The 15504-nt window shown below is 43.4% G+C and carries 10 protein-coding genes and 4 tRNA genes; 12 read left to right on the top strand and 2 right to left on the bottom strand.

Features of this window, described 5'->3' with window-relative positions:
- The first annotated feature begins 77 nt into the window (after nucleotides 1–77).
- The 11 genes from PGR14_RS09750 (at nucleotide 78) to PGR14_RS09700 (ending at nucleotide 12079) form a co-directional block, all read left to right on the top strand.
- A tRNA-Ser gene (locus tag PGR14_RS09750) sits at nucleotides 78–159 on the top strand.
- Between the two features lie 39 nt (nucleotides 160–198).
- Nucleotides 199–272 (top strand) — tRNA-Met (locus PGR14_RS09745).
- A gap of 19 nt (nucleotides 273–291) precedes the next feature.
- Nucleotides 292–364: transfer RNA gene (locus PGR14_RS09740), tRNA-Phe, on the top strand.
- 34 nt (nucleotides 365–398) lie between these two features.
- Nucleotides 399–471: transfer RNA gene (locus tag PGR14_RS09735), tRNA-Lys, on the top strand.
- A gap of 206 nt (nucleotides 472–677) precedes the next feature.
- A complete protein-coding gene (locus tag PGR14_RS09730; RefSeq protein ID WP_055248048.1) occupies nucleotides 678–2390 on the top strand; it encodes an ABC-ATPase domain-containing protein in 1713 nt (570 codons plus the stop codon).
- 27 nt (nucleotides 2391–2417) lie between these two features.
- On the top strand, nucleotides 2418–3881 hold the full coding sequence (locus tag PGR14_RS09725; protein WP_055248050.1) for a D-alanyl-D-alanine carboxypeptidase family protein: 1464 nt from the start codon (nucleotides 2418–2420) through the stop codon (nucleotides 3879–3881).
- 465 nt (nucleotides 3882–4346) lie between these two features.
- Nucleotides 4347–7508 carry an isoleucine--tRNA ligase gene (gene ileS, locus PGR14_RS09720; protein WP_055155686.1) on the top strand — a complete coding sequence of 1054 codons (3162 nt, stop codon included), beginning with the start codon at nucleotides 4347–4349 and terminating at the stop codon, nucleotides 7506–7508.
- Between the two features lie 37 nt (nucleotides 7509–7545).
- The gene (locus PGR14_RS09715) at nucleotides 7546–10014 is read left to right on the top strand and encodes a glycogen/starch/alpha-glucan phosphorylase (protein WP_270223322.1); all 2469 of its coding nucleotides are present in this window, start codon (nucleotides 7546–7548) and stop codon (nucleotides 10012–10014) included.
- A 42-nt stretch (nucleotides 10015–10056) separates the two neighbouring features.
- The gene (locus tag PGR14_RS09710; RefSeq protein WP_270223321.1) at nucleotides 10057–10956 is read left to right on the top strand and encodes a SpoIID/LytB domain-containing protein; all 900 of its coding nucleotides are present in this window, start codon (nucleotides 10057–10059) and stop codon (nucleotides 10954–10956) included.
- 43 nt (nucleotides 10957–10999) lie between these two features.
- Entirely contained in the window at nucleotides 11000–11776 is a 777-nt protein-coding gene (locus tag PGR14_RS09705) for a M23 family metallopeptidase (protein WP_270223319.1), read from the top strand.
- Between the two features lie 45 nt (nucleotides 11777–11821).
- Nucleotides 11822–12079, top strand: a complete 258-nt coding sequence (locus PGR14_RS09700) for a GIY-YIG nuclease family protein (protein ID WP_055155688.1) — start codon at nucleotides 11822–11824, stop codon at nucleotides 12077–12079.
- A 115-nt stretch (nucleotides 12080–12194) separates the two neighbouring features.
- Here the strand turns inward: PGR14_RS09700 and trhA are convergent, their stop codons facing one another.
- Nucleotides 12195–12848 carry a PAQR family membrane homeostasis protein TrhA gene (gene trhA / locus PGR14_RS09695; protein ID WP_008375553.1) on the bottom strand — a complete coding sequence of 218 codons (654 nt, stop codon included), beginning with the start codon at nucleotides 12846–12848 and terminating at the stop codon, nucleotides 12195–12197.
- A gap of 325 nt (nucleotides 12849–13173) precedes the next feature.
- Between trhA and PGR14_RS09690 the strand changes: the two genes are divergently transcribed.
- Nucleotides 13174–14769, top strand: a complete 1596-nt coding sequence (locus PGR14_RS09690; protein WP_008375551.1) for a DEAD/DEAH box helicase — start codon at nucleotides 13174–13176, stop codon at nucleotides 14767–14769.
- 141 nt (nucleotides 14770–14910) lie between these two features.
- Here the strand turns inward: PGR14_RS09690 and PGR14_RS09685 are convergent, their stop codons facing one another.
- Nucleotides 14911–15456 (bottom strand): NADH peroxidase, encoded by a 546-nt coding sequence (locus PGR14_RS09685; RefSeq protein ID WP_008375550.1) that lies wholly within the window; start codon nucleotides 15454–15456, stop codon nucleotides 14911–14913.
- Between the last annotated feature and the right edge of the window lie 48 nt (nucleotides 15457–15504).

Here is a 15504-nt window from a genome sequence, read left to right as displayed (position 1 = left end):
GGTTCGAGTCCGATCATCGGCTTGCATCAGACAGTTAATCTGAATGATGTCTGTTGGAAGACAGTAAAACTTCATATGGGTGGATTCCCGAGTGGCCAAAGGGGACAGACTGGAAATCTGCTGCAAGTTGCTTCGGTGGTTCGAATCCACCTCCGCCCATTGCATATTTAGAAAAAATGTGCTATAATGAGATATCATCGCGGGATGGAGCAGTCTGGTAGCTCGTCGGGCTCATAACCCGAAGGTCGTAGGTTCAAATCCTGCTCCCGCAACTCACACATTAGTGTGTATGCCCAGATAGCTCAGTCGGTAGAGCAGAGGACTGAAAATCCTCGTGTCACTGGTTCGATTCCGGTTCTGGGCACTGTCTTCGAAAGAAGGCAAGCTGTATAACAGATGGAGCATTAGCTCAGGTGGTAGAGCACTTGACTTTTAATCAAGTTGTCCGGGGTTCGAATCCCCGATGCTTCATGATTTAGAAGATGTAAATCCTGTATAAATTGGGTTTACATCTTTTTTCGTTTTATAGAAAATTTAATATGCACCAAGTAAATTTTTGCTAGTAAAATAGAATGATACCAGGGTCAAAAGCTCAGAAAGCCGATGCAAGCTTGCCTGCAAGAGGATTCTTGACCTCTTGCCCCAACATCATAGAATTTGATAAGAGGGAGCAGGATATGAAATCAGCAGCAGAATTAGAAAAAAATTTGATGAGTATCAATCGAAGAAGCTATCCAGCTTACAAAGATTTGAGAGGAAGCTATCAGTTTCAAGGATACCAGCTCAATATTGATCATGTACAAGGAGATCCATTTGCTTCTCCGTCAAAGCTGAGTATTCAGGTGAAGAAAATCCAGGCGAGATTTCCAGAAGAATATTATAAAGAAGAACACAGAAGAATTGCGCTTCAGGATTATCTGACAAGACAATTTGGAAAAGCTGTTTCCAAATTTATTTTCCAGGCAAAGGGTTCCGGAAAAAGTGGATTGATTGGGATAAGCCGCTGTGGACAGGAGGTTCTGGACAGGACTGCATTTGAAATTAAGGATGGAGATCTTCTGGTACGGTTTGAAGTTGGATTTCCGGCAAATGGACGGACGATCAATGCATTTGAACTGAGGAAGATTTTGTTTGAGTATCTTCCGGAAATAGCTGACAGATCTTTATATTATAAGAACCTGAATCAGCAGGAAGTGAAAAAGTGTATAGAACTTGCGGAAGATCAACATTATATAAGAAGAGAACTGACAAAGCGGAGACTTATTGCATTTGTGGCAAATGGTTCTATACTGCCAAGAGAAAGCGGTGTATCACAGAAGCCTATGAAAGGTGCAATTGCTTTTGAAGCACCGGAAAGTATGGAAGTAGAGATGGAACTTCCACACCGGGGTAAAATAAAAGGAATGGGAATCCCGGAAGGAATTACTTTGATCGTGGGTGGAGGATATCATGGAAAATCAACACTTCTGAAGGCACTCGAGCAGGGAATTTACAATCACGTCGCCGGAGATGGAAGAGAATACGTGATTACTTCGGATACTGCGATGAAGATCCGGGCCGAGGATGGAAGATGTGTATCCCATATCAATATTTCACCGTTTATCAATGATCTGCCGAATAAGAAAGATACAGTAAATTTTTCCACAGAGGATGCCAGTGGTTCGACTTCGCAGGCTGCAAATGTGGTAGAAGCGGTACAGTCAGGTGCAAAATGTCTTTTGATCGATGAAGACACCTGTGCGACGAACTTTATGGTCAGGGATGAGCTGATGCAGGCTGTTGTATCCGGCGAACAGGAACCGATTACACCATTTACTCTTCAGGCAGGTAACCTGTATCAAAAGCAGGGAATTTCTATTATTCTGGTGGCCGGAAGTTCTGGATCTTATTTTTACATTGCTGATCATGTGCTGCAGATGGATAATTACCGAACGTACGATATCACAGAAAAAGTGAAAACGGTGATTGGTGAAAAAAGTGAGACCGGAGAGAAAAAGGTTCCGGTTGATGTAGCTGTCTTATTTGATAAAGATCATCACAGAAGCTTAAAGGCCGGAAAAATGGAAAAGAAGAGAGATCAGGTGAAGATAAAACAGTTTGGTAAAGATTCATTTTCTATTGGAAGAGAAAATGTGGATCTGAAATATGTAGAACAAATCCTGGATGCAGAACAGACAACGGCATTAGCGTACTGCCTGAAGAATCTGCTGGAAGAAATGGAACGGAAGGAACAGGATGTTGATCTTTGCGTGGAAAAGCTCTGTAGTCAGATTAAGAAGCAGGGTCTGGCATCCCTTTGCAAAGGAAGTTATCTTTCTGTATCAATGGCACAGATCCGTAAACAGGATATTTATGCATGTCTGAACAGATATCGGGGATTTATTGGATAAGATTAAAGAATTTGGAGGAGAAGATCCGTGAGGAGATGGAAGAAAATTTTAAGTGCATCGCTGGTGGCAGTGATGGTTGGAAGTCTTGGAATGACCGCATTTGCAGAAGATACGTCAGCAAATGAACCAATTGATACAACGGTCAGCAATTATAATCTGACAGAGGAAGAAACTTCCGGAAAAAATCAAGAAGAAATTAAAGCCCTGCAGCAGCAGAAAATCGATGAAGTAACACAGCAGGCATATGATATGAAGATTGCCAGCAATGAGCTGGAGAACTGGCCGGAAGGACCGGCTACTTACGGAGAGGCTGGGATTGTCATGGAGGCAAAAAGCGGTGCGATCCTTTATGCGAAAAACATTGACGGAAAGGCTTATCCTGCCAGTATTACAAAGATTTTAACGGCACTTGTCGCATTGGAAAACGGCAATCTTGATGACAAGATCACGATTACACAGAATAGTGTGGATTGTGTAGCAGAGGGGGATGCTTATATCGGAATGATCGCGGGGGAGGAAATTTCTTTAAATGATGCGCTTCACGCACTTCTGATGGCATCTGCAAATGAAGTTGCTTATGCGATTGCTGAAAATGTGGGTGGTTTAGGATATGATGGCTTTATTGCAAAGATGAATGAACGCGCAAAAGAGCTGGGAGCAGTAAATTCTGATTTTGAAAATCCGAATGGGCTGAATGCGCAGAACCATTATACGACGGCACGTGATATGGCACTTATTACACAGGAACTGCTTGAAAATCATGAAGAATTCAAGACGATTGCCCAGACACAGCAGTATACGATCGGTGCAACTAATCTGGTAAATCAGGCGAGAACCTTTCAGCAGAGTGATATGATGTTTTACGAGGGAAACGATTATTATTATCCAAAGACAATAGCCGGAAAAACCGGTTATACAGATGAAGCACTCAACACGTTGGTATCCTGTGCAGCGGATGATAATCTGGAGCTGATCAGTGTTGTCTTGAAGACACATGGGAAAAATGTATACCCAGACTCCATCAATTTACTGGAGTATGGATTTAATAATTTCGCAAAATATACGATTGCGGATTATGAAGACTCCGCAGATTTTAAAGAAATTGATCCGAATGCATATGTTGTACTTCCGGAAAATGTAAATTTCCAAAGCCTGGATTACGAAATTACGCAGGATGACACGAACAGCAGCACCGGAACAGTAACTTATACTTATCAGGGCAACCCAGTCGGAAAAGCAGCTGTGACATTAAGTGATGAATATCTGCAGAAGGATAACACAGAAAATGAAGCACCGGTGTCCGGCGATAAGTCAGACAGTGAAACACAAAAGCAGGCTCAGAGTACAATACCACGAGAGGTAATCCTTGTAATCTGTGTGATTGCAGCAGTACTCATTCTTATTATTGTATGGAGGGCTGTTCTGAAACACTTGAGAAAGAAGAAAGTGGAAACAAACAGAAAGCGCAGAAGAGAAGTTGACAAAGATTAACGTCTGGTCAGTCAAATATAAGGAAAGAATCACGAAATCCCGCAGAACCCCTTGACGAAGCAAGGGGTTCTTTATTATAATAACCTAGAAATGGTGAAAAAAGATCAAAAGACATTGACGAAGACAGTAAGGTTTATTTGAAAGGTAAAGCGAACCGGAGATGGTGGAAGACCGGTGCAAGTAGGGTAGATCTGAACATCACTTCCGAGTTGCAGTAACTGAAAGCAATCTGGCGAGTAAGTTCTGACGGTTATTTCCCCCGTTACAGGAAACTCATATGCTGGTATGCAGTAACAGGTGGTTAACGATGTACAGACTTTCGTCCTTTTACGGGTGAAAGTCTTTTTTAATTTTGCAGGAAATTCCAAAAACTTCCTGCAAAATTAAGGGCACTACGTGCCGGGGCACATTTTTCTATATACCCAAAAATGCATACAAAGTCATTGATTCAGAAAGGAGCTTATCATGGCTAAGTACAAAAAAGTGGATACAGACCTGAAGTTTGTAGACAGAGAAAAAGAAGTTGAAAAATTCTGGAATGAAGAAGATATTTTCAAGAAAAGTATGGAGAACCGTAAAGAAGGAGAAACTTATACTTTCTACGATGGACCTCCGACAGCAAATGGAAAACCGCATATCGGACACGTTCTTACCCGTGTAATCAAAGATATGATCCCGAGATACCGTACAATGAAGGGCTACATGGTTCCGCGTAAGGCAGGATGGGATACTCACGGACTGCCGGTAGAGCTGGAAGTAGAAAAGCTGCTCGGCCTTGACGGAAAAGATCAGATTGAAAAATATGGTGTAGAACCATTTATCAATAAATGTAAAGAAAGTGTCTGGAAATACAAAGGAATGTGGGAAGATTTCTCTTCTACAGTAGGTTTCTGGGCAGATATGGAAAATCCATATGTTACTTATGATAATAACTTTATCGAGTCTGAATGGTGGGCTCTGAAGAAAATCTGGGATAAGGGACTCCTTTACAAAGGATTTAAGATCGTTCCGTATTGTCCACGTTGTGGAACACCACTTTCAGCACAGGAAGTTGCACAGGGATATAAGGACGTCAAAGAACGTTCTGCTATCGTTCGATTCAAAGTGAAAGACGAAGATGCATACATCCTTGCATGGACAACCACACCTTGGACTCTTCCGTCTAATATCGCACTCTGCGTAAACCCGGAAGAAGATTACGCAAAAGTAAAATGTGCAGACGGATATACTTATTATATGGCATGCGCTCTGCTTGACACCATTCTTGGGAAATTTGCAGAAGAAGACAAACCGGCATACGAAGTTCTGGAAACTTACAAAGGAAAAGATCTGGAATACAAAGAATATGAACCGCTTTACCAGTGTGCATATGACTGTGCAGCAAAACAGAAAAAGAAAGCATTCTTTGTTACCTGTGATGATTATGTAACTCTGACAGATGGTACTGGTGTTGTTCATCTGGCACCAGCATTTGGTGAAGACGATGCAAAAGTAGGACGCAAATATGACCTTCCATTCGTGCAGCTTGTTGACGAAAAAGGTGATATGGGTGAGACAACTCCATTTGCAGGACTCTTTGTAAAGAAGGCTGATCCGGAAGTACTTAAAGATCTGGATGCTCGTGGACTTCTCTTCGATGCTCCGAAGTTTGAACACAGTTATCCGCACTGCTGGAGATGTGATACTCCACTGATCTACTATGCAAGAGAATCATGGTTCATCAAGATGACAGAAGTTAAAGATGACCTGATCGCAAATAACAATACTATCAACTGGATTCCGGAAAGCATTGGTAAAGGACGTTTTGGTGACTGGCTTGAAAATGTCCAGGACTGGGGTATCAGCCGTAACCGTTACTGGGGAACTCCACTGAATATCTGGGAATGCGAATGCGGATGCCAGCACTCGATCGGAAGCATTGAAGAACTGAAATCCATGTCAGACAACTGCCCGGATGATATCGAGCTTCACCGTCCATATATTGACGATGTAACAATCAAGTGTCCGAAGTGTGGAAAACAGATGCACCGTGTACCGGAAGTTATCGACTGCTGGTTCGACAGCGGATCCATGCCGTTTGCACAGCATCACTATCCATTTGAAAATAAAGAAGTATTTGAACAGCAGTTCCCGGCTCAGTTCATTTCTGAAGCCGTTGACCAGACAAGAGGATGGTTCTATTCTCTGTTGGCAATTTCAACCCTGATTTTCAACAAAGCACCATACCAGAACGTAATCGTTCTCGGACATGTACAGGATGAAAATGGTCAGAAGATGAGTAAATCCAAAGGAAATGCGGTTGATCCGTTTGATGCTCTGGAGACATACGGTGCAGATGCGATCCGCTGGTATTTCTATGTAAACAGTGCACCGTGGCTGCCGAACCGTTTCCATGGAAAAGCGGTTATGGAAGGACAGAGAAAGTTCATGGGAACACTCTGGAACACCTATGCATTCTTCGTATTGTATGCTAATATTGATGATTTTGATGCAACAAAATATGCACTTGAATATGACAAATTATCTGTAATGGATAAATGGCTCTTATCAAAACTGAATACACTGATCAAGACAGTAGATAATCATCTTGCAAATTACCAGATTCCGGAAGCTGCAAGAGCACTTCAGGACTTCGTAGATGATATGAGTAACTGGTATGTAAGACGAAGCCGCGAACGTTTCTGGGCAAAAGGAATGGAACAGGATAAGATCAATGCTTACATGACTCTTTATACAGCACTCGTTACTGTATCAAAGGTTGCAGCACCGATGATCCCGTTCATGACCGAAGAAATTTATCAGAACCTGGTAAGAAGCGTAGATGAAAGCGCTCCGGAAAGTATCCACCTTTGTGATTATCCGGTTGCAAATGAAGCTTATATCGATAAGACTCTGGAAGAGAACATGGATGAAGTTCTGAAGATCGTTGTAATGGGACGTGCATGCCGTAATACAGCCAACATCAAGAACCGTCAGCCAATCGGAAAGATGTTCGTAAAAGGTGCTTCCGATCTGCCGGAGTTCTATCAGGATATCGTGACAGATGAGCTGAATGTAAAAGAAATCGAACTTACAGATGATGTTCGTGCATTTACTTCTTATACATTTAAACCACAATTAAAGACAGTTGGACCAAAATATGGTAAACTGTTAGGTGGAATCAAAAATGAACTCAGCAATCTGGACGGAAATGCTGCTATGGACGAACTGAATGCGACAGGTGTTCTGAAGCTTCAGGTAAATGGACAGGAAATTGAACTTACAAAAGAAGACCTTCTGATCGACATGGCACAGATGGAAGGATATGTATCTGAGAGTGACTATGGTATCACCGTTGTACTGGATACAAACCTGACAGAAGAACTTCTGACAGAAGGATTTGTACGTGAGATCATCAGTAAGATCCAGACTATGCGTAAGGAAGCCGGATTTGAAGTTATGGACAAGATCAAGGTAACTTACGACGGAAGCGAAAAAGCAGAAAAAGTATTTGCAGAGTATGCAGAGCAGATCGGACAGGAGACACTTGCGGTAGCAGTTGAAAAGGCTGAACCTGCAGGCTATGTGAAAGACTGGAAGATCAACGGTGAAGCTGTAAATATGGGTGTAGAAAAGCAGGGAGAATAATCCCTGCCGCTGCGCAAAATGAGAAGGGAATATAAGCATGTACAGTAAAAGATTTGAAAAAGAAACTTTTAAAAATGATGTGAAAGAAAATGTGCGGACACTGTATCGTAAAGAGATTGAAGAAGCAAATCCGCAACAGATTTTCCAGGCAGTATCTTATGCAGTAAAAGAAGCAATCGTAGATGACTGGCTTGCGACACAGAAAACATACGAAAAAGAAGATCCAAAGACCGTATATTATATGTCAATGGAATTTCTTATGGGACGTGCACTTGGCAACAACCTGATCAACATGACTGCATATAAAGAAGTAAAAGAAGCCCTTGATGAGATGGGCATTGATCTGAATGTGGTAGAAGATCAGGAACCGGATGCAGCACTTGGTAATGGTGGTCTTGGACGTCTTGCAGCTTGCTTCCTGGATTCACTTGCATCTCTTGGATACGCAGCTTACGGCTGTGGAATCCGTTACCGCTACGGTATGTTCAAACAGAAGATCAAAGATGGCTATCAGGTAGAAGTACCGGATAACTGGCTCAAAGATGGCAATCCGTTTGAAATTCGTCGTGACGAGTATGCAAAGGAAGTCCGTTTTGGTGGTACCATTCGTGTACAGTATAATGAACAGACCAAGAAAGAAGATTTCATCCAGGAAAATTATGAATCCGTACTTGCTATTCCATATGATATGCCGATCGTAGGATATGGCAACCACGTAGTCAATACACTGCGTATCTGGGATGCACAGGCAATCACAGACTTTAAACTGGATGCATTTGACAGAGGAGAATACCATAAAGCGATCGAGCAGGAAAACCTTGCAAAAACGATCGTAGAGGTTCTTTATCCAAATGACAACCACTATGCAGGAAAAGAGCTTCGTCTGAAACAGCAGTATTTCTTTGTATCTGCCAGTCTTCAGGTTATGCTTGATAAATATAAAAAGAAACACAAAGATGTGCGCAAACTGTATGAAAAAGTTACGATCCAGATGAACGATACTCACCCGACTGTAGCAGTTGCAGAGTTGATGCGTCTGCTCATTGACCAGGAAGGTCTTGGATGGGATGAAGCATGGGAAGTAACAACAAAGACGGTTGCTTATACCAACCATACTATCATGTCAGAAGCACTTGAAAAATGGCCGATCGACCTGTTCTCAAGACTGCTTCCGCGTGTATACCAGATTGTACAGGAAATTAACCGCCGTTTTGTAGAACAGGTTCGCCGTATGTATCCGGGCAATGAAGATAAAGTCCGTAAGATGGCTATCCTGATGGACGGTCAGGTAAGAATGGCACATATGGCTATTATTGCAGGCTACTCCGTAAATGGTGTTGCAAGACTTCATACAGAGATTCTGAAACATCAGGAATTAAAAGATTTCTACGAAATGATGCCAGAGAAATTCAACAACAAGACCAATGGTATCACACAGAGAAGATTCCTTCTTCATGGAAACCCGCTGCTTGCAGACTGGGTAACAGACCACATCGGAGACGGCTGGATTACAGATCTGTCCCAGATGTCAAAATTAAAACCGCTTGCAGATGATCCGAAGGCAAGAGCAGAATTTATGGATATCAAATACAAGAACAAAGAACGTCTTGCAAAATATATTCTGGAACACAATGGAGTAGAGATCGATCCGAGATCTATTTATGATGTACAGGTTAAGCGTCTTCATGAATATAAGAGACAGCTTCTTAATATTCTGCATGTAATGTATCTGTACAACCAGATCAAAGAACATCCGGAGATGTCCTTCTATCCGAGAACATTTATCTTTGGTGCAAAAGCTTCCGCAGGATATGTCCGTGCAAAAGAGATCATCAAACTGATCAACTCTGTAGCAGATGTGGTAAATAATGACCTGAGCATCAATGGAAAGCTGAAAGTCGTATTTATCGAAGATTACCGCGTATCCAACGCAGAATGGATCTTCGCGGCAGCAGATGTCAGCGAACAGATTTCTACCGCTTCCAAAGAAGCTTCCGGAACAGGTAACATGAAGTTCATGCTGAACGGTGCACCGACACTTGGAACTATGGATGGAGCCAATGTAGAGATCGTAGAAGAAGTTGGAATTGAAAATGCATTTATTTTCGGCCTTAGTTCTGACGAAGTTATCAACTATGAGAATAATGGCGGATATAACCCGCAGGAGATCTACTTCAATGACTGGGATATTAAGAGAGTCGTTGACCAGTTGATGGATGGAACTTATTCACATGGTGACCATGAGATGTTCCGCGACCTGTATAATTCACTTTTGAATACACAGGGTGGAGACAGACCGGACAGATACTTTATCCTGAAAGACTTCCGCTCTTATGCAGAAGCACAGAAGAAAGTGGAAGAAGCTTACAAAGATCCGGATCGTTGGGCTAAGATGGCACTTCTGAATACAGCAAGCTGTGGTAAATTTACTTCAGACAGAACCATTCAGGAATATGTTGATAATATCTGGAAACTGGATTATGTTACAGTTAAACCAGAAGCATAATCAGTCAAAACCTCTCATACAGTGGTATGGGAGGTTTTATTTATGCGAAAATACTTCAGACAGGCAGGCTATTTTGCTGCCATTCTTATATTACTTCCGTATGTGGTTACGATTCTGCTGAATGGCAGAAGCAGTTTGGCACAGGACAATGGGACGAGCCCGTATGTGACCGTAAAAAGTGACGAAAAGAACAGAAAAATTTCGCTGGATGAATATGGGATCGGGATTCTGGCTAAAGAAATTGAGGGAGATGCGGAGGAGGAAGTGTTAAAGGCACAGGCAGTGTTGATCCGGACCAGCATTTACAAAAGCATCCAGGATGAGGGCACCAGCACTGTCCTGACGAAGGAATATTGGACCAGGCAGCAGATGGAGAGCAACTGGGGAGCAGATCATTATGGGGAATATTATGAGAAGATGAAAGCTGCGTGGGATGAGACAAGGGGACAGGTTCTGATGTATGACGGAAGGCTGATTCTGACCCCGTATCACCGGTTGAGCAACGGAAAAACAAGGTCTGGAAATGAAGTGTTTGGTTCGGAAGAGTATCCGTATCTTCAGAGCAGGGAATGTCCCGAAGATGTGGAGGCAAAAGAGGAGATGACAGTGTCCATGATCCAGGGAAGCGACATGGAAGTGACAGGAACAGACAATGCCGGGTATGTGACAGAGGTCCGTTGTGGCAGTGAAACAGTAAATGGTGAAGAATTCCGGAGAACCTACCATCTTGCCTCGTCATGTTTTGCGCTTCAGGATTATGACGGGCAGACAAGGGTTACGGCGAAGGGAATCGGGCACGGTCTTGGGATGAGCCAGTATACGGCAGAGAAGATGGCAGAGGAAGGGAAATCCTGCGAAGAAATCCTGCAATATTTTTTCACTGATGTCAGTCTGGAAGAGGTCACGGATATTGTGATCGAAAAAAACGAAAAGGGAGAATAAGTTGGTCATTTTCTGGCAAAAATATTGTCAGAGGTGATAGAATATGAATAAAAAGCAGCAGTCCTCTAATAAGAGGAGAAAAAGAGCGTCGATCAGTCTTGCGGTCTGCTTTGCCGCTGCTATTGTGCTTACAGGAGCCTATACATGGAGAAATTACCGGGCAAATGTGAAGGATGAGCAGGCAAAGATCGAGGAAGAACAGCAGGCGAAAGAGGAAGAAATCAAAAGAAATACGGAAGAGACAAGCAGTATTGCAAAGAAAGCGCTGGAAGATGAAGAACCTGTGACAAAAGAGGACAGCCAGGCTGCAAATACGGCAGCAGATGGAAGTACAGAGAACCGGATGGATACATGGGAGACGGACAGCACGCAGACCGCAGGAACGGCAATGAACCTGAATTTCGGGGAGGACAGCCAGCTTCTGTGGCCGGTGGACGGCAATGTGCTGATGAGCTACAGTATGGATAAAACCGTATATTTTTCTACATTGGATCAGTACAGATATAATCCGGCGATGATCATATCCGGTGCGGTGAACGATAACGTGATCGCAGCAGCACCGGGTCTTGTAAAATCCATTGATAACTTTGCGCAGACGGGAATCACGGTGACACTGGATATGGGGAATGGCTACGAGTGCATGTATGGACAGCTCAAGGAAGTGCAGGTGAAAGTCGGTGATTATCTGGAAGCGGGCAATGTGATCGGATATCTGGAGATTCCGACCAAGTATTACAGTCTGGAAGGCTGCAATCTGTATTTCGAGATGTTAAAAGATGGTCAGCCGGTCAATCCGATGGACTATCTGGCTGAAGAATAAGAGCAGAAGAAAGGAAGAGGGGCTTTTTGGTCCCTCTTTGAAGCGATGAATTATACATATATTTTAAAATGCAAGGATGAAACATTATATACCGGGTGGACGAATGATATTGAAAAGCGTCTGGAAGCGCATAATGCCGGGAAAGGCGCAAAATACACCAGATCCAGGAGACCGGTGGAGCTGGTGTATCTGGAGCAGTTTGAGACAAAGGAAGAGGCGATGCGGCGGGAGTATGCGATCAAGCATATGACGCGGAGGGCGAAGCTTGGGCTGGTGATGAGCTATAAAGAGACGGGGCAGTAGGGCATGAAACAGGAGAAGCAGATTTGCTTCTCCTGTCGGCATTTTGCGCGGAATAAAAAATTACTTCCGCAGCTTTAGTGGGGTGAGATTTCTGGATTTTTCGAGGATGCAAGGTTTACAATAAAGAATACATTACAACAAAGTGGCAGGCACTTCCGCCCATCACGAAGAGGTGGAAGATTTCATGGCTGCCGAAATTCTTATGCTTACTGTTGAAAATCGGAAGCTTCAGTGCATAGATTACACCACCGATTGTGTAAATGATTCCGCCGGCGAGAAGCCATCCGAATTCTGCACGTGTCAGATTGTTGAGGATCTGACTGAATGCGAGGACACAGATCCATCCCATACTAATGTAGAGGACGGAGGATACCCATTTCGGGCAGAATACCCAGAACCCTTTAATAATAATTCCGGTGATTGCGATACCCCATACAAGTGCGAGCATGATAAGTCCGGTTCTGCGTTCCAGTACCAGCAGGCAGATTGGTGTGTAGCTTCCGGCGATCAGTACGAAGATCATCATATGGTCGATCTTTTTCAGGATCGTGTTGACACGTTCGGAAAGATCAAAGGTATGGTAGGTTGTGCTTGCGGCGTATAAAAAAATCAGGCTGACTGCATAGATTGCAAGCGAGATCAGGTAAATCCGGCTCGGTTCGTGGGCTGCTTTTATTAAAAGTGGAAATGCGGCGAAAATTGCCATCAGCATGCCGATAAAATGTGTGATTGCACTTCCTGGATCTTTAATATGTTTCTTTTTCATCATAAATCCCTCCTTAGAGATGAATAATTAAAACCATTACATGTAGTAATCAATACTACATTAAGTATATGAGTATATTATACTGTTTATGCATAAAATGCAAGTGAAAATTGACTTTTTAAAAATTATTTGTTAGAATATAACGCGAATGTTACGATGCTCTTTACTTGTATTGTCACCAAGTAAGGAGTTTTTTATTGTGCATTGCGACGGATAAGGAAGTTGGCGCAAGCGACCGCCACAGGCGTGAGAATGCGCCCCGGCAGAGTTTATATGATGGAGTTTAAGGTCATATTTGTAATTGGTATTGTAGTAGAAAGGATAATGGATGGAAACAGTTAGATTTGAAGAAATGGGGCTTTCGGAAGAGATTCAGAAAGCAGTAAGATACATGGGATTTGAGGAGGCTTCACCGATTCAGGCGAAGGCGATTCCGGCGATGATTAGCGGGATCGATCTGATCGGGCAGGCACAGACTGGAACCGGTAAGACCGCAGCATTCGGAATCCCGCTTCTGGAAAAGGTAGACCCGAAGCTGAAAAAGCTGCAGGCGATCGTTCTCTGCCCGACCAGAGAGCTTGCAATCCAGGTGGCAGACGAGATCCGCAACCTGTCCAGATATATGCATGGAATCAAGGTTCTGCCGATTTACGGAGGACAGGATATCGTAAAGCAGATCCGTTCCTTAAAGAGTGGAACACAGATCGTCATCGGAACTCCGGGGCGTGTGATGGACCACATGCGCAGAAAGACAATGAAGCTGGATTTTGTACACACGGTTGTGCTTGATGAAGCAGATGAAATGCTGAACATGGGATTCCGTGAGGATATCGAATTTGTATTAAGTGGTGTTCCTGAGGAGCGCCAGACTGTGCTTTTTTCGGCAACCATGCCGAAGCCGATCATGGAGATTACGAAGAAATTCCAGAATAACGCAAAAGTGATCAAAGTTACAAAAAAGGAACTGACTGTTCCGAATATTGAGCAGTATTATTATGATGTAAAGCCGAAGAAGAAAGAGGAAGTTCTTTCCAGACTTCTTGATATTTATTCACCAAGGCTTTCGGTTGTATTCTGTAATACGAAGAAGCAGGTAGATCTTCTGGTAAATGCACTTCTCGGACGCGGATATTTTGCGGCAGGACTTCACGGGGATATGAAGCAGGAACAGAGAGACCGCGTGATGCAGGGATTTCGGACCGGTAAGACAGAGATACTGGTAGCGACGGATGTGGCGGCCCGTGGAATTGATGTAGATGAAGTGGAAGCAGTATTTAATTATGATCTCCCGCAGGATGATGAATATTATGTACACCGTATCGGTCGTACCGGACGCGCAGGACGCGAAGGAAGAGCATTTTCTTTCGTATCAGGAAAAGAAGTTTACAAACTGAAAGAGATCCAGAGATACTGCAAGACGAAGATCTATGCACAGAAAGTTCCGTCACTGAATGACGTTGCGAATACTAAGATGGAAAATATTCTGGATGATGTGGAGCGTGTGATCGAGCAGGAAGATCTGGATATGATGATCAATGCGATCGAAGAACGTGTCAATAATTCTGAATTTACAGCGATGGATATGGCAGCAGCATTTTTGAAGATCTGCTGTGGAATGACAGAGGATAATAAAAATACAGAGGAAAATGACTGGGAATTTGGAGATACCGGTGCAGGTGAGGACGGAATGGTACGTCTGTTCATCAATATTGGTAAGAAGCAGAGAGTACGTCCGGGAGATATTCTTGGTGCGATCGCCGGGGAAAGCGGAATGGATGGAAAGCTGATCGGAACGATTGATATGTATGATAAGTATACATTTGTTGAGGTGCCGAGGGAATATGCCCGTGAGGTACTGAACGCGATGAAGAACGTGAAAATTAAAGGGAAGACGGTGGCTGTGGAGCCGGCGAACCAGAAATAGGAGGTCGAGCCAGCTCGAATGCGCTGCGCTACTTCTCGCTGCAGGCTGTCGCCTAATAGGGATAAATAGAAGAGCCCCTGGGAGAATGAATAAATTCGTTCTTCCAGGGGCGCTTCTATTTATCCCTGCTCGGCTTGTAGCTTAGCCAAAGTAGCGTTTGAGTAATCCTTCGAATGCTTTTCCGTGTCTTGCTTCGTCTCTTGCCATTTCATGAACTGTGTCATGGATTGCATCGAGGTTTGCAGCTTTTGCACGTTTTGCAAGGTCGAATTTACCTGCTGTTGCGCCGTGTTCTGCTTCTACTCTCATTTCAAGGTTCTTCTTTGTGCTGTCTGTTACAACTTCGCCAAGAAGTTCTGCGAATTTAGCAGCGTGTTCTGCTTCTTCGTGAGCAGCTTTTTCCCAGTAAAGTCCGATTTCCGGATAGCCTTCTCTGTGAGCTACTCTTGCCATTGCAAGATACATTCCTACTTCTGAACATTCACCTTCAAAGTTTGCTCTGAGGTCGGCAAGGATGTCTTCGCTTACGCCTTTAGCTACTCCAACTACATGCTCTGCAGCCCATTCTCTTTCGCCTTCTTTTACTTCTGTGAACTTGTCAGCACCTACGCCACATACTGGACATTTCTCCGGTGCTGCTTCGCCTTCGTATACATAACCACATACTGTACAAACAAATTTCTTCATAATAATAATCTCCTTTTCTTTTTTTGATTGTATATTTGATTTTTTAGT

It is taken from the genome of Coprococcus sp. AF99-45 (assembly GCF_027663865.1).
GTDB lineage: Bacteria > Bacillota > Clostridia > Lachnospirales > Lachnospiraceae > Allocoprococcus > Allocoprococcus comes.
This window is presented reverse-complemented; position numbering and strand designations above follow the sequence as displayed.